The sequence below is a fragment of the Joostella sp. CR20 genome (assembly GCF_038433465.1).
Lineage (GTDB): Bacteria > Bacteroidota > Bacteroidia > Flavobacteriales > Flavobacteriaceae > Galbibacter.
On the sequence record NZ_JAESVF010000009.1, the window covers coordinates 102,529 to 123,882 of the forward strand.

Annotated in this window: 18 protein-coding genes; 10 read left to right on the top strand and 8 right to left on the bottom strand. The window is 34.4% G+C overall.

Annotated elements, in window-relative coordinates; genetic code table 11:
* The first annotated feature begins 47 nt into the window (after nucleotides 1–47).
* On the top strand, nucleotides 48–656 hold the full coding sequence (locus JMA43_RS11785) for an IMPACT family protein (protein WP_342156821.1): 609 nt from the start codon (nucleotides 48–50) through the stop codon (nucleotides 654–656).
* A gap of 6 nt (nucleotides 657–662) precedes the next feature.
* Here the strand turns inward: JMA43_RS11785 and JMA43_RS11790 are convergent, their stop codons facing one another.
* Nucleotides 663–1,058, bottom strand: a complete 396-nt coding sequence (locus tag JMA43_RS11790; RefSeq protein WP_342156822.1) for an acyl-CoA thioesterase — start codon at nucleotides 1,056–1,058, stop codon at nucleotides 663–665.
* 199 nt (nucleotides 1,059–1,257) lie between these two features.
* Here JMA43_RS11790 and dnaA point away from each other — a divergent pair, with 199 nt between their 5' ends.
* Genes dnaA through JMA43_RS11805 form a run of 3 tightly spaced genes read left to right on the top strand, consistent with a single transcriptional unit; the run spans nucleotide 1,258 to nucleotide 3,900 of the window.
* The gene (gene dnaA, locus JMA43_RS11795; protein WP_342156823.1) at nucleotides 1,258–2,685 is read left to right on the top strand and encodes a chromosomal replication initiator protein DnaA; all 1,428 of its coding nucleotides are present in this window, start codon (nucleotides 1,258–1,260) and stop codon (nucleotides 2,683–2,685) included.
* A complete protein-coding gene (locus JMA43_RS11800) occupies nucleotides 2,685–3,146 on the top strand; it encodes a low molecular weight protein-tyrosine-phosphatase (protein ID WP_342156825.1) in 462 nt (153 codons plus the stop codon). The genes dnaA and JMA43_RS11800 overlap by 1 nt, the downstream gene beginning before the upstream one ends.
* 31 nt (nucleotides 3,147–3,177) lie before the next feature.
* Complete coding sequence (locus JMA43_RS11805) at nucleotides 3,178–3,900, top strand: SAM-dependent methyltransferase (RefSeq protein WP_342156826.1); 723 nt, start codon at nucleotides 3,178–3,180, stop codon at nucleotides 3,898–3,900.
* Nucleotides 3,901–3,992: 92 nt separating this feature from the next.
* Here the strand turns inward: JMA43_RS11805 and JMA43_RS11810 are convergent, their stop codons facing one another.
* The 4 genes from JMA43_RS11810 to dapF all read right to left on the bottom strand — a co-directional run bounded on the left by JMA43_RS11810 (nucleotide 3,993) and on the right by dapF (nucleotide 7,104).
* Nucleotides 3,993–4,637: a peptidoglycan-binding protein LysM gene (locus JMA43_RS11810; RefSeq protein ID WP_342156827.1), complete on the bottom strand. Its 645-nt coding sequence runs from the start codon at nucleotides 4,635–4,637 to the stop codon at nucleotides 3,993–3,995.
* 119 nt (nucleotides 4,638–4,756) lie between these two features.
* Nucleotides 4,757–5,800, bottom strand: a complete 1,044-nt coding sequence (gene mltG, locus JMA43_RS11815; RefSeq protein WP_342156828.1) for an endolytic transglycosylase MltG — start codon at nucleotides 5,798–5,800, stop codon at nucleotides 4,757–4,759.
* Nucleotides 5,800–6,327, bottom strand: coding sequence for a GNAT family N-acetyltransferase (locus JMA43_RS11820; RefSeq protein ID WP_342156829.1), 528 nt, complete (start codon nucleotides 6,325–6,327; stop codon nucleotides 5,800–5,802). The genes mltG and JMA43_RS11820 overlap by 1 nt, the downstream gene beginning before the upstream one ends.
* Nucleotides 6,328–7,104 carry a diaminopimelate epimerase gene (gene dapF / locus JMA43_RS11825; RefSeq protein ID WP_342156830.1) on the bottom strand — a complete coding sequence of 259 codons (777 nt, stop codon included), beginning with the start codon at nucleotides 7,102–7,104 and terminating at the stop codon, nucleotides 6,328–6,330.
* A 186-nt stretch (nucleotides 7,105–7,290) separates the two neighbouring features.
* Between dapF and JMA43_RS11830 the strand changes: the two genes are divergently transcribed.
* The 6 genes from JMA43_RS11830 (at nucleotide 7,291) to rplS (ending at nucleotide 13,490) form a co-directional block, all read left to right on the top strand.
* Nucleotides 7,291–8,697 carry a S1C family serine protease gene (locus tag JMA43_RS11830; protein ID WP_342156831.1) on the top strand — a complete coding sequence of 469 codons (1,407 nt, stop codon included), beginning with the start codon at nucleotides 7,291–7,293 and terminating at the stop codon, nucleotides 8,695–8,697.
* Nucleotides 8,698–8,830: 133 nt separating this feature from the next.
* Entirely contained in the window at nucleotides 8,831–10,282 is a 1,452-nt protein-coding gene (locus JMA43_RS11835) for a glyceraldehyde-3-phosphate dehydrogenase (protein ID WP_342156833.1), read from the top strand.
* 184 nt (nucleotides 10,283–10,466) lie between these two features.
* A complete protein-coding gene (locus tag JMA43_RS11840) occupies nucleotides 10,467–11,279 on the top strand; it encodes a DUF2490 domain-containing protein (RefSeq protein ID WP_342156834.1) in 813 nt (270 codons plus the stop codon).
* 314 nt (nucleotides 11,280–11,593) lie between these two features.
* Nucleotides 11,594–12,208: a tRNA (guanine-N1)-methyltransferase gene (locus tag JMA43_RS11845; RefSeq protein WP_342156835.1), complete on the top strand. Its 615-nt coding sequence runs from the start codon at nucleotides 11,594–11,596 to the stop codon at nucleotides 12,206–12,208.
* Nucleotides 12,209–12,322: 114 nt separating this feature from the next.
* On the top strand, nucleotides 12,323–13,000 hold the full coding sequence (gene trmD / locus JMA43_RS11850; protein ID WP_342156836.1) for a tRNA (guanosine(37)-N1)-methyltransferase TrmD: 678 nt from the start codon (nucleotides 12,323–12,325) through the stop codon (nucleotides 12,998–13,000).
* Nucleotides 13,001–13,139: 139 nt separating this feature from the next.
* On the top strand, nucleotides 13,140–13,490 hold the full coding sequence (rplS, locus tag JMA43_RS11855) for a 50S ribosomal protein L19 (RefSeq protein ID WP_342156837.1): 351 nt from the start codon (nucleotides 13,140–13,142) through the stop codon (nucleotides 13,488–13,490).
* A gap of 459 nt (nucleotides 13,491–13,949) precedes the next feature.
* Here the strand turns inward: rplS and JMA43_RS11860 are convergent, their stop codons facing one another.
* From JMA43_RS11860 to JMA43_RS11870, 3 genes are read right to left on the bottom strand one after another with little or no spacing between them, the layout of a single operon-like run.
* The gene (locus tag JMA43_RS11860) at nucleotides 13,950–17,615 is read right to left on the bottom strand and encodes a metallophosphoesterase (protein WP_342156838.1); all 3,666 of its coding nucleotides are present in this window, start codon (nucleotides 17,613–17,615) and stop codon (nucleotides 13,950–13,952) included.
* Between the two features lie 19 nt (nucleotides 17,616–17,634).
* Nucleotides 17,635–19,980 carry a hypothetical protein gene (locus tag JMA43_RS11865; RefSeq protein ID WP_342156839.1) on the bottom strand — a complete coding sequence of 782 codons (2,346 nt, stop codon included), beginning with the start codon at nucleotides 19,978–19,980 and terminating at the stop codon, nucleotides 17,635–17,637.
* 2 nt (nucleotides 19,981–19,982) lie between these two features.
* Nucleotides 19,983–21,152, bottom strand: coding sequence for a Pycsar system effector family protein (locus tag JMA43_RS11870; protein ID WP_342156840.1), 1,170 nt, complete (start codon nucleotides 21,150–21,152; stop codon nucleotides 19,983–19,985).
* Between the last annotated feature and the right edge of the window lie 202 nt (nucleotides 21,153–21,354).

The following is a 21,354-nucleotide window of genomic DNA, read 5'->3' on the forward strand; positions in this document are numbered from 1 at the left end:
CATCAGTCTAAGTAATTAACAAAAAGCCGAACAAGAAACATACTAATTTGGAAGATTTATACAAAACCATAAGCGAACCTACCTCCGAAGTTTTATTTAAAGATAAAGGAAGTAAATTTTTTGGTTACGCTTTTCCTATAATAGATGAAGACGATATAAAATATTTTTTAGAAGAAATAAAAAATAAGCACAACAGCGCACGGCATCATTGTTATGCATGGCAATTGGGCACCGAAAAGGACAAAATACTCTACCGTGCAAACGACGATGGAGAGCCTTCAAATACTGCTGGAATGCCAATTTATGGACAAATACAATCTTTCGATATCACCAATACTTTAATAGTTGTTGTTCGTTATTTTGGAGGTGTAAAATTGGGAGTTGGCGGACTTATAAACGCATATCGAACTACTGCAAGTATGTGTCTTGAAGACGCTTCCATAGTAGAAAAAACGATAGACACACACTTTAAAATTTCTTTTGAATACAAAGACATGAATAATGTAATGCGAATTATAAAAGAAAAAAACTTACAAATAGAACAGCAACAATTAGAGCTTACTTGCGAAATAATTGTAAGCATCAGAAAAAGTTTAGCGCAAAATATATTGGAAGCTTTCGAACCTTACTACGAAATTAATGTAAAGGAATTGTAATCTTTTTCATAATTTTTCAAGAATATAATCTGGACAACGCATCGGTTTAAAAGTTTCACTATTTATAAATGCCAAAACCGTGCTACCTTCAGCTATAATATTTGTACTTTCATCGAAAATAGTATATTCAAATTCAATCTTAACAGAAGGAGTTTTTACCAATCTAGTTTCAACAGTAAGCAAGTCGTCGTAACGTGCAGATTTCTTGTAGTTAATCTGTAAAGACACCACCGGAAGCATCACTCCATTTTCTTCCATCCACCTATACGACACTCCCAAAGAGCGCAACCATTCAACACGCGCAATTTCAAGATATTGGGCATAATTTCCATGATATACAACCCCCATTTTATCGGTTTCGCTATATCGAACTCTTATGTTAATTTTATTTGTTTTTTCCATTTAAAAATGTATTTTACGAGTGTTAAGAAACTATCAACTGAAAGTTAACAAGCATGCAAAAAAAAAAGAATAAATTCAATCAACTTTCATTTTTTTTTTCAATTTTTTGTTCACATATTTGTTTAATCTTTTTTGACAGTGATTTCTGAAATTCTATTCATTGTCTAAACCTGACTAACTATTAAAATAATATCAAAGAATGAACGTAACTGCGGAATCTGTATGGGAAAATTGTCTACATTTTATAAAAGACAACATACAACCACAAGCGTATAAAACTTGGTTTGAACCCATAAAGGCTGTAAAGTTAACGGATAAAGCTTTGAGTATTCAGGTTCCGAGCAAATTTTTTTACGAATGGCTTGAGGAGCATTACGTAAAACTTCTCAAAGTTGCTTTAACCAAAGAGTTAGGAGAAAATGCAAAATTGGTGTATGTTATTCGAATGGAAAACACCTACGGAAATAAGCAACCTTTTACCGAGAGTATCCCAAGTTCGAACCGTGCCAATATGCAACCGCAAGAATTAGACGTTCCTGTAAAACACAAAAATCCGGAATTAAAAAACCCTTTTGTAATTCCAGGAATTCGCAATATCAAAATCGAATCTCAATTAAACCCAAATTATAGTTTTGACAATTTCCTTGAAGGCGATTCTAACCGTTTGGCTCGTTCTGCAGGTCTAGCTGTAGCTAACAAACCAGGAGGAACTTCTTTCAACCCACTTTTAATTTTTGGAGGTGTTGGTTTAGGAAAAACACATTTAGCACACGCTATTGGGGTTGAGATAAAAGATAAATATCCAGAAAAAACTGTTTTATATATTTCTGCTGAAAAATTTACGCAACAATATATTGAGTCTGTTAAGAAGAATACCAGAAATGATTTTATTCATTTTTATCAATTAATAGACGTTTTAATTATTGATGATGTTCAGTTTTTCTCAGGGAAATCGGGAACACAAGATGTATTTTTCCACATTTTCAACCACTTACATCAAAACGGAAAACAAGTAATTCTTACTTCTGATAAAGCACCTGTAGACATGCAAGATATCGAGCAACGCTTGTTATCTCGCTTTAAATGGGGTTTATCTGCCGAATTACAGAGTCCAGATTTTGAAACTCGTATTTCAATCTTAAAAAATAGATTGTATCGCGATGGTGTTGAAATGCCAGAAGAGATTATTGAATGTGTAGCTCGAAATATTAAATCGAATGTTAGAGAACTCGAAGGTGCCATCATTTCGTTAATTGCACAATCGTCTTTCAATAAAAAGGAAGTAACCATAGAGTTGGCTAATCAAATTGTTGAAAAATTCGTTAAGAATACAAAACGAGAAGTTTCAATAGATTATATCCAGAAAGTTATTTCGGACTATTTCCAAATGGACGTAGAAACACTACAGTCTAAAACAAGAAAACGCCACATTGTTCAAGCGAGACAATTAGCGATGTTCTTTGCTAAAAAATACACCAAAGCATCATTGGCAAGTATAGGTTCTCAAATAGGAAAAAGAGACCATGCCACCGTATTACACGCTTGCAAAACTGTTGATAACTTAGCAGAAACTGATAAACAATTCAGAAAATACATTGACGATTTAAGCAAAAAATTCGCTCAATAATGCAGGTAAAAGTATTAATGGTTTGCTTAGGAAATATTTGCAGGTCACCACTTGCCGAAGGTATTTTAAAAGCTAAAGTAAATCCAACTAACGTTTTTGTAGATTCTGCTGGAACTTCCAATTACCACATTGGTAGCAAACCCGATGCGCGTTCTATTCAAATTGCATCAAAATACAATATCGACATCACAAACCAACGCGGAAGGCAATTTACCGTAAAAGACTTTGATGATTTCGACCTCATCTTCGCGATGGATAACAGCAACTATAAAAACATTGTAAGCCTTGCAAGAAATCAAAAAGACGAAAGCAAAGTACATTTAATTCTAAACAAAATTCATCCTGGCGAAAACATGGACGTTCCAGACCCCTATTATGGAGGTACAACAGGATTTGAAAACGTTTATAAAATGCTCGATAAAGCTACCGATGTTATCGTAAAAGAAATAAGTAATTTATAGTTTCTTCGTATCTTAGAGCCAAAATTTACGTATGGCTTCTGAAAAAATTACTGGAAAAGTTTTTTTAATCCCAACAACTCTCGGAGAAGTTGAACCCCTTGAAGTACTTCCACTTTCTATAAAAAGAGCAATTGAAAATATCGATTTTTATATTGTTGAAAATGAAAAAACTGCACGCCGATTTATCAAGAGCATAAGCCCGAAAAAATCGCAACAAAAACTAAAAATCAACGTTTTAAATAAATATACTTTACCTGAAGAAATTCCAACTTTTTTAACTCCATGCATTAACGGACATGATGTTGGAATTATTTCTGAAGCTGGATGCCCTGGTGTTGCCGACCCTGGAGCAGATGTTGTAGCCATAGCCCACGATAAAAACATTAAGGTAGTTCCGTTAGTTGGCCCTTCCTCTATTCTACTTGCATTGATGAGTAGCGGAATGAACGGACAAAGTTTTGCTTTTAATGGCTACTTACCTATCGATAAAGCTGAAAAGAAAAAAGCCCTTAAAGAACTCGAAAAAAGATCGAAAGACCTCAACCAGTCGCAAATCTTTATGGAAACTCCATATCGCAACGATAAACTTTTAGCAGACTTAACAGGGATTTTATCAGCCAACACAAAACTTTGCATTGCAACAGATATCTCTCTTCCTACGGAATTTATTAAGACGCAAAACATATCACAATGGAAAGGCGCTAAAGTAGATTTACATAAAAGACCAACGATTTTTATCTTACACGCTAGTTAAGCGAGCATAAAATAAAAACGTTACAGCTAAAAACACAAAAAGTCCTAAAGTTTACACTTTAGGACTTTTCTTATAAGATCATTAAAAGCCTGCTAGATTCTAGCAGCTTTATTTGCCTTTACATGAGATACATCGTACCCTGAAAATTTGCGCATGTAATAACGGATAGAAGCTCCATTTGCATCTGCAAAACCGGTAGCTCCTTGCGTGCGTAAATAACGTTTTACATTTCCTGGGCCAGCTAAATGTGCAGCTGCTAAAATTCCAGATTCTGTAACTTTTACACCATTAAAAACTTTCCCTACATACCACTGAATGTCTTTTCTTAACACCCATTTATTTCTTTCAAGATTTGCTATAAAAGCGCGCTCTTGCAACTCTGGATCGTTTAAAAAATCATCGTGAGCATGCACTCCAATTGTCTTTAATGTTGAGGCTCCAAATTGATATTTCCCCATATACCCTAGTGGATTTACAGTAAAATAATCACCTCTAGATTCTTTAAAAGCTAATGCTTCTTTAAATCCATTAAAAGACTTCCCTAAAAAAGGAGTTCTTATAATTTCTTCTTCTACATCTTCCGCTTCTAAAGAAACCGAATACGCTAAAGGCTTCGTTACTCTATTAATGTTATGAACGTTTTTTTCGGTTTTTTTTGTTGAAGTAAAACCTAAACTTACTACGATTACTATTAAAACAGTTACTAAAACATTTAATTTTAATACTTGTTTTCTCATAAGGGTTTATTTCTTTAAGCTTTACTCCGTCGAAACGAATACTTAAAATTTAGCGTGCAAATATACAACTTTTTTAATAAACAGAAAATCAGTAAGTTAAAGTAATCTTAAAGTTTAATTTAGCGTTTTATAGCCTGAGAATTGAGCCATCTTACGTATTCTTGCTTGTTAGCGTTATGTTGCGATAATGTTTTTGCGAATTTATGATACCCAAAATTTTTAACATCAGCTACAAAATAATAATAGTCGTGCTTTTCATAATTAAGCACCGCATCGATAGCCGAAATATCTGGCATTGCAATAGGTCCCGGAGGTAATCCTGCGTATTTGTAGGTGTTGTATGGAGAGTCGAGCTCTAAATCTTTATACAAAACACGTTTGATGACTTTATCAAAGTTTCCTTCTTTCTTTTTAATTGCAAAAATGACTGTAGGATCGGCTTGAAGTAGCATATTTTTTTTCAGTCTATTCATATAAACTCCAGCTACACGCGGACGCTCGGTAACCATTGCTGTTTCTTTATGAACAATCGATGCCAAGGTAACTACTTGTTGCGGTGTTAAGCCAATCGCTTTTGCTTTATTCAAACGTGTTTCATTCCAAAAACGATTGTATTCTTTTTGCATACGATCTCTAAATCCTTCCGCAGAAGTATTCCAGAAAAACTCATAACTATTCGGAATATACATCGCCAAAGCAGTAGCATCATTAAATTTACTATTCTTTATAAATGAAGCATCTTTAAAACTTTTAATCAACGAAACACTATCGGCTTCAATTTGCGTAGCAATACGCCCTGCCAGCTTTTCTAAAGTTTCTTGATTGTTAAAAGATAATGAAATCGGGAGGTTTTTACTTCGGAGTGAATTTATAATTTCATTATTATTCATTCCTTTTTTAATAGCAAACTTCCCCGCTTTAATATTCGAAGTATACGCTTTTCTTTCTGAAACCTTTGCGAATGAATTTACATCTTTCAACAGCGGAGTAAGCTGTTCTTTTACATCTGCAAAAGTGGCGTTAGTTTTTACATACACATAAGCCTGATCATTTTCGAAGGCGGTATTTGGAGAAAAAACTGCATTATACACATAATACACAAACATAAAACCTAAAATTGCACCTATAACTGCAATGGCTGCTAAAATCTTTTTTATATACATTATTGGTTATTTATCTTTTGATATAGAAGTTCGTTATAAAATTTTCCAGAAGTATAGTTCCAATCTTTTTTAATTCCTACTTTTTCAAATCCTAGACTTGAAAATAAATGAATACTAGGACTATTATTTTCTGAAATATTGGCATAGAGTTGGTGCAAATCCAAGTGCTCAAAAGCATAATCCAACAATAAAGAAAGTGCTTCGCGCCCAATTCCTTTATTTCTATTGGAAGATTCTAAGACTATAATTCCCACTCCTGCCCGTTTATTTTTCGGATCGAAGTCAAACAAATCTATCAACCCTAATAATTTATTTTCGTAGTTGGAAATAGCCAAGCGCAATTGCTTTACCTCAAAAATATCTTTGTGGCTATTGGCTAAGTATTGCTTCAGAATAAACTTAGAATACGGAGCCAAGGTTTCGCTCACTTCCCACACTTTTTCATCGTTTTCCAATGCGTACAGAAAGTCGAGATCCTCAGGTTCTAACGCTCTTAAGTAAATACTATTTCCGGAGAGTGATATCATTTAAATAGTTATTTTTCCTGAAAAAACTTGTGTTGCTGGTCCTTCCAAATGAATGTTTTTGTACCCTCCTTCGTGTTTTTCAAACGACACTTTTAAGTCGCCTCCAGGAGTTTTCAACGTTAATTTATCTTCTGAAGTTTTGGCAGTTTCAAACATCGCAATGGCAACAGCAGTAACACCTGTTCCGCAAGAAAGTGTTTCGTCTTCCACACCTCTTTCATATGTTCTAACATTAAAAGTAGTATCGTTTTCTTTAACAACAAAGTTAATATTGCTACCTGTACTTCCGTATTTTCCGTAACGCAATTTAGCGCCTTCGGTTTTTACATCTAAAGTTTCAATGTTTTCAACCATCTGTACATGATGCGGAGAACCCGTATTTAAAAACGAATAATTTTCAAAAACGTCTATATTCTCAACGTCTTGCATTTCTAAACTTACAATTCCGTTTTCGATAGTAGCATGATGTAATCCATCAATCGCGATAAAAGTACATTCATTAGCTACTACTCCTAAAAAATTAGCAAAAGCAACAAGACATCTTCCTCCGTTACCACACATGGTACTTTCGTTCCCATCAGCATTAAAATAAACCATTTTAAAATCGGAAGTTTCGTCATTCTCTAAAAGCATTAGGCCATCGGCACCTATGCCAAATTTTCGGTCGCAAAGAAAGTTAACCAGTTTGGTATCGTTTTTGGGAAAAATATCTTGACGATTATCAACAATAACAAAATCGTTTCCTGTTCCTTGATATTTGTAAAAAGTTAATTCCATGAATAAGTATCTGTGTATTGTATGCTATATAAGGTTTTGTTAAAAATTAACACCCTTCTAACTAAACCACAAATATACAATATTGGAAACGTTTATTTCACTGTTAAAGTGCGTTAAAGTTGAATCATAAAAAACAATTATAAAGTAATTTTAAATGTTAATTTAAATAAATAAGTTTAAAAAATTATGAAGAAGTTTGTTAGTCTTTTACTCGTTTCTATGCTAGGAGGTGCTTTATCCTTAGGTATTTATAAATTTGCTTTCGAGAAAGAAGTTACCTTCATAGCTCCACAAGAAAACACATCAAAATTTGTTACCGCTAGCTACAACCCAACTACACTGGCCGCCGCTGAAAATATTGATTTTACTGGTGCTGCTGATAAAACGGTGCATGCAGTGGTACACGTTAAAAACATGAGCATTAGTAAAGCGCCTTCCAATTTTATGGAATATTACTTTGGATCTGGCGGACAACCTAGAGCTCAAATAGGTACAGGTTCTGGAGTTATTATTTCGCCAGACGGATACATTGTTACCAACAACCACGTAATTGCCAATGCTACCGAATTACAAGTTACTCTAAACAACAACAAAACTTATAAAGCTGAATTGGTAGGAACCGACCCTGAAACCGATATTGCGCTTATAAAAGTTGATGCTGAAGAAGAGCTTCCTTATCTAGTTTTTGGAGATTCCGACTACTCTAAAATTGGCGAATGGGTGTTGGCTGTAGGAAATCCATTTAATTTAACCTCAACTGTTACCGCTGGAATTATCAGTGCGAAAGCAAGAGATTTAGATGAAACCGACGGAAAATTTCAATCTTTCATTCAAACAGATGCTGCCGTAAACCCTGGAAATAGCGGTGGTGCTCTAGTAAATACCAATGGTGAACTTATAGGAATCAACACAGCTATTACTTCGCAAACTGGTTCTTATATTGGGTATTCATTTGCGGTACCTAGTAATATTGCTAAAAAAGTGGTAGATGATCTTTTAGAATTCGGAAATGTGCAAATGGGTACTTTAGGAATTTCAGGGCAAGATTTGGCAATCCTAAACGGACGTGTTGAAGGTATTACTGAAACTGAAGGTGTTTTGGTTGCTGATGTTTTACCAAAATCGGGCGCAGAAAAAGCCGGATTAAAATCGGGGGATATTATCAAGAAAGTCGACAATGTTAAGATTACGCGTTTTGCTGATTTAACGGGTTACCTCCGCAGTAAACGTCCGAACGACCAAGTGAATTTGTCAATTTTAAGAAATGACAATCTTAAAGAAATTCCTGTAACATTACTTGAAAATACTTCCTTTACGTATACAATTGACGAAATTGGAATTTCACTTCAAGAACAATCCGATAGCGACAGAAAAATTTACGATAATCAAAACGGTGTTATCATCAAAAGCACCAACGAATATAATCGTCGTTTAGGATTAGACGGAAAACTACTAATCGGTATCAACGATGATAAAATTAAAAATATAGATGATGCTAAAAAGGCTGTCATAAAAGCAAAAAGTTACGGCATGATGAGCATTGTTATTTTAAATGAATACGGTGAAAGAGAACGACTCGTATTCAGAAATTAAAAAAGTATATTTCACTCTTAAAAGAGCTTCTTCGAGAAGCTCTTTTTTTTATCTAAATAATTTCACGAAAACGTTTGAAATATATATTTTTGCCGAAATTTTAAAAAGCACTACAAACTAAACAACACAAAAAATGACAGTTACAAACGACGTCTACGAAAAAGAATTAGCCTTTCAAACAGATCGTAGAAGAGCTACTGTAGAATTTATTAAAATTGTAAGCGAGCTTTGGTATGACAATGCGGTAGAATTGGTTTTATTCAGAAATCAATTAATCGATAAAAGTGTAAGCGAGATTATGAACTTGCATAAATACGCTGGAGAATTTGTACAGAAACCGATATCTATTTTCGATTCGGTTGATATTGCTCGCGCTATAAAAAATATGAGCCTCCCTCCTTCTAAAATTGATTTAGGAAAACTAACGTATGAATTTCATTTAGAAGAATCTCATCAAACCGACACAACTTCATTTGTAATTAATAAACTTAAAGATGCCAATAAGTTTAACCAAATTCAACCAAAAGATGTTGTTTTATATGGTTTCGGAAGAATTGGTCGCTTGCTCGCTAGAGAATTGATGGCAAAAACAGGTGTTGGTTCTCAGCTTAGACTTCGCGCTATTGTTACGCGAGGCGAAATTACTCCTGAGGTTTTAGAGAAAAGAGCTTCGTTACTTGAAAACGATTCTATCCACGGAGTTTTCCCAGGAACGGTAACTATCGATTTTGAGAAAAAGGCTTTAGTAATAAACGGAACAACTGTTTACTTAATTAATGCTTCTGCCCCTGAAAATATTGATTATACTTCCTACGGAATTAAAGACGCCTTGGTTATTGACAACACAGGAGCTTTTAGAGACGATAAAGAGTTGAAACGCCATTTAAAAGCTAAAGGAGCACAAAAAGTTTTACTTACAGCACCAGGAAAAAACATTCCAAATATTGTATACGGAGTAAACCACAAAGCATACAATCCAGATAAGGAAACTATTTTTTCGGCTGCTTCGTGTACTACAAACGCCATCACTCCTATTTTAAAAGCGGTTGAAGATTCTTTAGGAATTACCAAAGGACACCTAGAAACAATTCACGCTTATACAAACGATCAAAATTTGGTAGACAATATGCACAGTAAATACCGTCGTGGTAGAGCTGCTGCGGTAAATATGGTAATTACCGAAACTGGTGCAGGAAAAGCAGTTGCAAAAGCGCTTCCGAGTTTAGAAGGTAAATTAACTTCCAACGCCATCCGTGTACCTGTTCCAAATGGTTCGTTGGTGGTGTTAAATTTGGAAATTGAAAAAGAAACATCAAAAGATGCTATCAATACCATTATTAAAAAATATGCACTTGAAGGCGATTTGGTTGAGCAGATAAAATACTCGCTTAACAACGAGTTGGTTTCTTCGGATATTGTTGGAACTTCGGCTCCTTCAATTTACGACAGTAACGCTACCATTGTTTCCAACGACGGCAAAAATATTGTACTCTATATTTGGTATGATAATGAATATGGATACAGTCATCAAGTAATGCGACTTGCAAAATACATCGCGAAAGTTAGAAGGTTTACTTATTATTAGTAGACTGATTGAATTGATTTCCATCAGGAATTAATTCAAATTAAAACAATAACCAAAAGGCTGTCTGATAAATTTCTAAAAGTCACTCTAATTTAGTTTGACAAAAATGAGACTTTTCAGACAGCCTATTTTTATATAGATTATATTGCTTATTTTAGCAACATAAAAACTAGATTCGTCTTAAATGAAGCCATTCGCAACTACTTCAATACATACAAAACTGCTTTTCTTTTTAGTTTTGGTTATTGGTTCCTGTTGCACTACATATGCACAAGATGAAAACCTTACCGAAGTAGATACAATTGTAGATAACGGTGTTACAAGGCAAATTTGGTTTCAGTTAAATCCTTCTTGGAAAATAAACGACAAGTTTAAAATTAATGCTGAAGTTGCTTACCGAACTATCGACCCCAACAACTGGACTCGATTTGTTACCAAAGCAGAAATGGCTTACAACTTTGAAAAGCTAAACATTAAAAAAGTATCTTTTGACCATAGCTATACGTTGGGAGTCGGATACTTCTACATTCACAACTTTTACGATTTCGACACTTTTGAATACCGCGTACATCAAGGTTATAAAATTGGCGCTAGTATTACAAACCGAATTTACCTTCAGCAGTATTTAAGACTTGAAGAACGATTTACCAATTTGTTTAGAAGTTCTCGTTCCTTCGGACTCCGGTTTCGGTATAAAATTGAAGCAACGCTCGACTTAAACGGTCTCTTCACTTCAAAACACAGGGGGATTTATATTCCTGCAGATATTGAGTTTTTCTTCAACATAAAAAAGGCAAAACAAATAAACGATGTAATTCGTGTTTCCCCAGGTTTGGGTTATGTAATCGACCCTAGTTTTAAAGTTCAGCTAAACCTTTCGTATCACTACACAAAACAAGAGTTTGACGACCTTATCAAAACCAACGATTTGATTTTCAAGCTTAGCGTGAAGAAAACCTTTCCGAACAAAAAAGTAAGCAACCCACACGAATTATAAAATACTGTAATTTTTTGTCTCTTAAAAACAATAACTTATTATTGTGCTCGTTTGCAGTAAAAACGTACCTTTGCAACCCTAAATTTAACCACTATATCGTAATCTGATAGTTAATTAACTTCCTCAAGGCTAGCCCAAGAGGTGATTAACGAAAAATAATTTAATTGATTTCAACCTAAAAATTGAAAAATTAAAACCTCTGCAAAGGGGATTAAAACGAAAAATTAACCTACTTCGGTTCTACCCAAAACGATTTAAAACACAGGAATCGAGGACAAACCCACGTAGTGGAATTAACATTTTAACGAATGAAGATGACGAGAAAGACCATTTTAACAGTAACATCCGCAATGCTATTTTCAACTTTTTCGATACTTGCTCAAGAAAGCACCGAAAAAGAATTATCCTTAACAGAAGGAACCATTGACAACCAATTTGAATACATTTTTGAAAAAGCAAACAACTACCAAGATTATAAAGTTGTAAAGCGTAATTGGTTATTATTACTGAAAAAAAACACATTAGACTCGGTTGCTAGGTTAGAAAACGAACTAACAACTTCGGAAAAATTAACCGGTACACAAAGAGCCCAAATAGATAGTTTAAACAAAGAATTAGCCTCTACCAATGTACAATTAACTGAAGTTACAGAGCAAAAAGATAGTATTTCATTCTTCGGAGCACTTATCAATAAACCAACTTACAAAGCTATTATGTGGGGTATTGTTGCTGTACTTACATTGATATTAGCCTTCTTTGTTTACAAGTTTAAAAACGCCAATGCAGTTACTCAAGAAGCTAGAAAATCGTTGGCAGAACTAGAAGAAGAATACGAAGAACACCGCAGAAAAGCCTTAGAAAGAGAGCAAAAAGCGAGACGCCAATTACAAGACGAAATCAATAAACAAAAGCTTACAAAAACCAAGTAATCTTTTTTAAAAAGAACGTATTTTTGTGCTTTAAAATAGCCTCGGTACACGTATCGGGGCAACTCAACTCGTTTATAGCAAACAACTGCAACAAAGCATAACACATTTACAAAAATGCGTATAGATATTATTACTGTTTTACCAGAATTACTTAAAAGTCCGTTTGAAGCTTCTATTTTAAAAAGAGCTATTGATAAAGGACATGTAGAATTGCATTTACACAATTTAAGAGACTACACTACCAACAACTACAAAACGGTAGACGATTACCAATTTGGTGGTGGCGCTGGTATGGTAATGATGATTGAGCCAATTGATAAATGTATAAGCGGACTTAAAGCTGAAAGAGATTACGACGAGATTATCTATATGACTCCAGATGGTGAAACCCTCAACCAAGGAATTGCCAATACGCTTTCTTTAAAAGAAAACATTATTATTTTATGCGGACACTACAAAGGTGTTGACCAACGTGTACGCGATATGTTTGTTACCAAAGAAATTTCTATAGGCGATTATGTTTTATCGGGAGGCGAATTGGGTGCGGCCGTTTTATGCGATTCTATCATCCGATTAATTCCAGGAGTTTTAAACGATGAAACTTCTGCCCTAACCGATTCTTTTCAGGACAATTTATTAGCACCACCAGTTTACACAAGACCTTCAGATTATAACGGTCATAAAGTTCCGGATATTTTATTAAGCGGAAACTTCCCCGAAATTGAAAAATGGAGAGAAGAGCAAGCTTATATCCGTACCAAACAACGTCGACCAGATCTTTTAGATGATTAAAAGATTATTTTTCAGAAAAAATAAAACGCAAAAGATTGTATATTAATTAATAATAATTAATTTTGCATCCAATTTCAGATTAACCTCTGACGAAAATCGTGAATGTTACTTTGAATCAACACATTATAAATATAGCACAATGGAAGCTTTAGTAAAATTTGTACAAGACGAGTTTGTAACAAGAAAAGAGTTCCCTGAGTTTTCAGCAGGAGATACAATTACTGTATACTACGAAATTAAAGAGGGAGAAAAAACACGTACACAGTTCTTTAGAGGAGTTGTAATCCAAAGAAGAGGAACAGGTTCTTCAGAAACATTTACAATTAGAAAAATGTCTGGAACTGTTGGTGTAGAAAGAATTTTCCCAATCAACATGCCTGCTTTACAAAAAATTGAGATCAACAAAAAAGGTAAAGTACGTAGAGCTCGTATTTACTACTTTAGAGGTCTTACTGGTAAAAAAGCAAGAATTAAAGAGGTTAGATCATAACCTAATTACCATAACACCAAAAAAGCCTGCTATATGCAGGCTTTTTTTATGAACAATTGTTAATAACCTATGTTTGTAAATTGTTGATTACTAATGTATTGAAAAATAAATTTCTTCTGAAAAGATTTTTATCTTTACCATAAGTTTTTAATAGGTCTTCTGTTAAGTCAGTTTAACAAAAGAAAGTTTGAACTTTATAGTCAGTGCCAAAACTCTTATCTGGATAGATAATAGCGTAGGAATTAAAAACAACCGAAACATCAATAAGTTAGGTCTTGATTAAATTATTGAGAAAACTAGATGTTTCATAGAAGTAGTAAGGTTGAAAATTACTTGTAACATGGAAATTTTCAGTAATCTACTTCAAAGAAAGCCATATCAAAACATAAAGTGTATTGATATGGCTTTTGTGATTTTATAAGTTAAGATAATTGAATAGTGTCTTTCTCAACAAATCGATTAAAACCCAAAACCTAAGCCAAAGGCAACTCGTATTCCATCAACCGAATTAAACACCCCTAAGTTTGCAGAAAGCAACTCAGCACCGTTTATAAACATTCCTCCACCATAAGAGTTATGCCATTTATTAATTTCGTCGGAAGTATACCAAACACGCCCATAATCAAAGCTTCCGTACAATCCGAGTTTAATTGGAATAAGCGGCGTTTTTAAATTGGAAAAGCTATAACGAACATCTGTATTTTGGTAAAAAGAAGTTTTTCCTGTAAAACGTTGATTTCTAAAACCTCTCAAACCATCAATTCCCCCTATACTAGCCGCTTGGTAAAATTCGTAATCGTCACCAATATTAAAATGAGCTTTTACATTTGAAGCCAAAACTAGTCGTCCAGATTGATTGAGTCTATGTGCAATTCCAAGGGAAGGAACTACATATCCATACTGTCGGTCGCTTATATCTAAATTAGCACTATATCCTGCCAAAACAGAAAATTTGAGCCCAGTTGTAGGATAGGCTTTGTTGTCGTAATTTGAATAATTAAACGACGATTTCACTCCTGCGTATTGCACTTCATCAAATACGTAGTTTGGTAGAATATTATTTCCTTCTTGCACATATCTCTCACCTGCATCGTGTACTTCCACCGATTCGTAATACGCGCCAAAATCAGCAGAAATTCTTCTAGAATTCCAAACCAAACTTGGTGCCACTGCAACACTTCTAACCTTAACTCTGTTGTAGTCTAAACCAAAATCGTCGTCGTTATTTTCGGTTTGATTTCCGTAGCCAAAAAAGTTTAATGAGTAATTCGGACTTTGGAATCCTGCCTCCAACCTAAAATTAAGTTGCCCTACCACATTAGCAAACTCCCCACTATAAAGCACCTCGTAACCATTGGTAGCAAAATAATAAGCTGCTTTGATATGATGTTGAGAAGTAAACGGATTTCGCTCAAAACCATACGTTGTATACGTATCTGAAACTCCAATTTTCAAACCATCATCTGGATTGGCACCCAATATTGGTATAATTTGATTGGTGTTATTTTTTACTTTTTTATAGTTGTACACATTTGTTTTGTAGGCATCGGTAAGTTTTATCTTTGCCAATTTTACTTGATCGAAGTCGTTTTTCTTTGATTTGTAATCATAAATCACAACATTCTTTCCGTTTGGCACTATGTACTCGTCGTTATTTTGTCCGCCTATCAGTCTTATTTTTATTTTTTTACTTCTGTTTAAAACTTCAAAAGTATCATCGTCGTCCAAGCCGTAAATCCAAATCTCTTTGGTTTCCTTCGGATTGTACATTCTATAATGAAACAAGTCCTTAACAGTTCCATCCTTTTTTCTAAGAGCCGAAACCTCTACCCTGCCATCATCAAAAGCCTTTACGGAAAAATAATCATCTTTATTAGTCCCCGTTACAATCGCTAGTTTATTTACCACTTCATAATATCTATCTGAAATATCTTGTAAATTTTCACGCCTTGCTTTTAACAATCTTTTTATTTCATCTATTTGAGAATCCAACATCTCTTTAGGCATTTCAGCAAAAGCTTCATCAATTACAGTGTCGGTAATATGTTGCTGAATATACTTTACTTGCGTATCCCAAACTGTTTTATCAATATCAATTAAAAAAGCTTTGTCCAAAGGATAAGGCTCAATATTAATTCCTTTTACATCCTTCAAATCTTCGTCATACTGTCGAAGAAGACGAGCCATTGGGAGCAATTCGATTGCTGCAGTCAACAAAGCTCCGTCGGACATTTTTGAAAACGCTTGGTCGCGATCTCTTGGAAGCGCTCGGTACACCGTTTTCCCGTTTTCCTTAAACTCCATCCATCGCCATTGATCTTGATGTCGATCCCAATCGCCTATCAACATATCAAACAATCGAGATTTGATAAAATTTTCTTGGTCAATTACTTTGTCTTCATCCGACTGAATTTCTTTTAACACGTCTAACGTACTAATTATATCTCCTGTAAAGGTATCCCCAGCAAGTGTTGGATGCCCTTCGGAAGCGTGTTCTTCTATAAAATACAATTCATTCCCAAATTCTTCATTGTATTGCATAAGTCCGTTTTGCTTCGGAACATAATACAATTTCGGATTCAAATGATAAACTCCAGCAGCATCGGCTAAATCTCCAATAACCAACGGTGCGTACGGATGCGACCCTGTAAAAACATCGCTAACCAAAGCTTCGGCAGCTGTATTGTCAAACTGACCTCCAACATATTGATCGCCAAACAAAGATGCCTGAATAAACTGTGTAGCACTTTTTTTAAGCGCGCGCATTACATATTGCGTTCCGTTTGCATCTTCCAAGCGCAAAGATCTAGATTGCGTTCCTCCGCCTTTACGCACAGGTTTTAATCCGCCGTAAAGCGTATCAATATTTACCGTTTTAGCTTTTACTTCTTCACTGAAATATTTTCGATAACGATCGCCCCACAACCATTTATAAACTCCACTTTTTGAAGTTTCTTCAGGAGTAAAAATTGCGGCGGAAACAGAATCTGGAAACTGTTTAGGAAAATTTGTAAATACATTTTTAGTATCAAGATTTATAGCAGATTTAAAAATTACACTTTCGGTTGATGCATCTACAAACTGAACATTCGACGTTTCATCTTTATAAATATTTAGCACTGCAAAACCATTTGCGCTTGCCCCAAAAGTATTGCCACTTCTTTGACGAACTCCCGTATTTTTAGAACCAGAACCACTTATAATTTGCGTTAAATTATCCGCTTGAATAAATTGTAAATTATGCTCGTGCCCAGACAAGAATACAACATTTGTGTTTTCTTGCGCAGCTGCAATTAGGCGCTTTCTTAAATCGTTGTAATACCAGTTAGACATATCGGCATTTGAGGCTCCGCTGGTAGTACGAATTAAATTTTTAACCGTGCCCAAAATTGGCAACGGACTCATATTACTCTTTACAGTGTACTGCCCTGCATGAGGGCCATTGCTGTACATGGGGTGATGAATGGCTACTAAAGTAGTTTTCCCTCTTGCCTTTTTTATTTCGCTTTGAAATTCATCCAAAAATTGATCGCGAGTTTTGATATCGCAATCGTCATTAATAGTTGGCTGTTTGTCCCAATCGGTGATATACCATTGCGAGTCTACAATCAATAAAACAATAGTATCTGAAATATTTACTTTTTCAATTCCGCAGCCATCCTCTGGCTGAAACGTGTTTTTCCCCAAATAATCTTCAACAAATTTCTCTTGGCGTTTTAAACCTTTAATGCCTCTATACCAATCGTGATTTCCAGGAATCACAATAACATCCCCAGGAAACTGTTTTGCAACTTCTAATTGTGCTTCAAGGGCTGCTTTTGCTGCCGGATACGATTTTTTCTTTTCTGAAGGCAATCCGTTAGGATAAATATTATCACCTAAAAATAAAAGAACATCATTTTTATCGGCCTTTTTTATTTCCTTCTGAAGTATTTGCAACGACTTAGGTGCAGAACCATCGGGATTGAGTTTTCCTGCATCTCCAATTAAAAAAACATTGGTAGTTTCGGTATCTATATTTTGAAGATTTGTATTTACATTTTTGTTTTTTTCGTACTCTAACGTGGCACATGCAGTAGAAAAAAGAACTAAAAACAAATACCCAAAAGGTAGTTTTTTTATCATAGATAAACAGTTTATTCCGTTATACCGTTTGCAAATCTTCGACGGTAAAATTACTGGTTGATTTTTGTAAATTTTGGTTAATATCCACTCGAATCGCTTTTATTCCACTTGCGCCTTGTAATTCTTCCAATTCTACAACTTCTATGTTTTTTCCTATATAGTTTTTAGATTGTAAGAACTCGAAATAAGCTAAATACTCTCTTTCGATTGCCGAACTCGAAAAAACAACACACAATTTATGCGGTTGCGTTAATCGCTCGTTTGTATCTTTTATATGTGCTTTGTCTATTCGCTTTTTGATCATTTCATAACGCACATTATAAGCGCCATCTACATCAAACTGTTTTTCGTCTATTCGATAACGAATGGTAATTGGAATATCGTAAGCCAAAATAAGCGATGCTACTTTTAAAGGCAACGGGAATTTTTTTTGCTGCTGATAATACATCGCTTCCATTTCGCAAGTTACCTGCAACTGCCACAAACGCAAATTATACAAAACAGTATCATGAAACTTTAAACGCTTTACAATAGACTGCCCAACGTACATGTTGTGCTCCAAACCATCGGTTTTGTATTTTTCAAAATAATGCGGAAACATTTCTTGCGCTTCATGTTGTTTTTTATCCATGAAAGCAGAAAATACCGTATTTATTTGATCAACCGCAGTGTCGTATTCTTTTCTGGCTTTGTAAAGTGTTTTATTGTCTTTATCCAACAATTTTAAAAATTCAGAAACATCATCATTTTTAGCTGTCGATTCTTCTATATGTCTAAATAATGGATACAATTGTGTTTTGAAAAAAGCATTTATTTCTTGCTCGGAGTTTGCATGAAAATCTTCTTTTATTGCAGCTAAATTTTTATCAATTTGAAAAATTAATTGCTCATAAAACGGAAGTTTATTTTCTGCTAATATTCCCGTCAAAAGCATCTTACTTTGTTCTAACTGCTCTGTAATATCTTGCTGAATGGCTTCATTTCTAGCTAATGAAGAACCTACAATATCCACTTGCCCATACAGTGGAAATACATCTTTAAAAGTGATTTCTTCAAATTTAGGCGAATATCCAGCATTTCGCATATAGATATACTTAGTCGCCTCTTCCTCAAAACGCCACTCTACAGACGGATGAATTGAAGTACACTCCTGCTGAATAACAGCGCTTACTTCATTTTGAAATTCGTTTACCGTTCTTCTGGTATAACTTAAAATAAACGGAATAATACTTTCGAGTTTCACCATGTTTATGGCATTAATCTGATTGATTTCAGAAGTTGCCAATTCAATAATAAACCCGAGTTCGCCTCCAATAGAAATAGGCAACAAGGCAGCACTTTTTAATCCGCGATCGAGCAATGCATTACTCAATCTATTTCCGTTATGTTTTTTATGATAGTTCTCTACATTTGAAATAATAGCTGGCTTACACTCATTAAAAAGTAAGTTGTTAACGTGGTCGCAAGCATAATTTGAAGTATCAATATTTTCGCCAGGAGCTAGCGTTAGCATCTCAAAATTTTTATCGTGAGGCGCTATTATTTTTTTATGATCTACTTTATAACTCCCTAATCGTAAATTTGGTAAGTTAAAAATCTCCCGAATATCTTCTAGTAAAAACTGAAAACTCTCTTTATTTGGTTGAATTAAATGCGTTTTAAAAGTATCGATTTGTTGATCGAGTGTAACATCAATCATACTTAAAATACCGAATCCTTCAATAGTCCATGAATTATCTGGGAAATAATTTTGCCAAACATCTTCATCATCAGCATTTGTAAGTAAAATATCTAAAATTTCAGGTGTAATCTCGATAGCGTTTTCATTGGGATACATCTCAATAAAATCAGCATTAAAAGTAACTCTATACGTACGAGGTTTACCATCAATACCATCCAATGTTAACAGCTTTGGACGTTCAAAATCCACCTTATATCCGTAGTATTGATTTAAAATAATTGCATACGGATTTAGGTTTGCTACATTTTCATTTTTCTTGTAAAGCTTTCTAAAAACTTCTTCTATATTGGTAGTTGTTTGCTTTGAAATATGTAAAAAACGTTCCGAAGCATAGAAAAACTGATTTGAAAAAGGGAACACTGCCGCTTTGATTTCGTTTTTCGTTAGCATTGCAGGAAATAAAATACTCATTACCTGCTCGATTTCTTTTTTATACGAAGCAAAAACCTCGTAGCTTCTAACCCCAGACACTAATTCTGGAGCTTTTTCAAGTACCTTCAAAGCCTGTTCTGCCTGAATCTTTTCAATTTCATTTTCAGAACTCAAAAAAGTAGTTAGCACTTTGGCCAAATACTTTAAGGATATGATTGGTTTAAATGGACCTGTAGGTATAAATTGCTCCATGATTATAATATGTTGATGAAAAAGTTATAACTCAGTACAAACGCTATGGCCGATATCACGATTCCAATCATAAAAACTGTATAGGTAATTCGTAGTAATCTGTATTTTCGCTCGAGCACCAATCCTAGAAAATACAAATCTTTGGTAAGCGAGTTGTACAAAGTGTCTTCGTTATTTATTAAATAGTCGATTCCCCATTCGAAATCTTTCAAACTCATCTTATAAAAATTCCCGAAAAACAAAATGTTGGTACTGTTATTCACAATCATGTCTTTAGTAACCGTTACGTTAGACACATTTGGACGAGTAGAAATAACCGATAAAACAATCGATATCACACTAAAAGTAAGTAGAATAAGCGTTGGATAAACCAAAAATAAATTCGACTCGTTATCGAGTTTTGGCACCAAACTAGATAATACCACCGAAATAATAATAGCATTAACCGAAAGCAAAATATTGGCTTTTGTATCGGCAATGGAACTCAATTCGATATGATTTTTTAGCTGAACTCTAAACAAAGTTTCTACGCCTCTACCCGTTTTTTTACTCTCCGCTTTATTAGCTCGCTTCTCCTCTATTTTATTGATACGTTGCTGTAAGTTATAGGCATTTATCTCCTTTTGAGGTTGAAGCTTTAGTTTGGCGCTTTCCGTATAAAAAGCATGCTTGTCTAGGAATTCTTTGTTCTGATACAACCATTCCAATTCGGTAATATCTTCTTCTTTTTTATAAATCAGTTCCAAGCGAAGCTGTTCTGAAACTTCAAAAAATTCTTCTGAAGCCACATGCGAACAATCAGCATCTTTAATTATTTGTTCTAATTTTGATGTACTCGGAACACTCGGTTTGGTAGCCAAAATAAGTTTTTCAACCGTAGTTTTATCTGCTGCTGAAATATCTATTTGGTTTAAATAATCCGCAGTAATAATTATACTTTCAGCTTCATGACCAACATCGGTTTTAGTGTAGCCTGTATCGTGAAACCAAGCTGCCAATTGCAACAAAAATATGTCGTGAGGCTGGCAATTTTCATAGGTAGCAATTTTAGTTACAGCCGACACAACATTTTGCGTATGCATCAAGTTGTGGTATTTATTTTTAGGTGAAAGTTTCTTTTCAAATAAATCTGTTACAAATAATTCTGCTTGCTGTAGGATGGTTTCTTCCATGTAATAATTGAATTAAAGTATAAAAATAAAGAATTCAAGTCTATTTTTAGACTATAATCTACGCTTTTTTGATTGTTGTGTGAGCAAATGCAAAGGTCGGAAAAAAGGAAAACAATACAGTCATTTTAAGGTAAAATCATTTTCAAAATACCGAATTTATTCCGTGTAAAAATTCTGTTTACACAACTACAATTCTTATAAA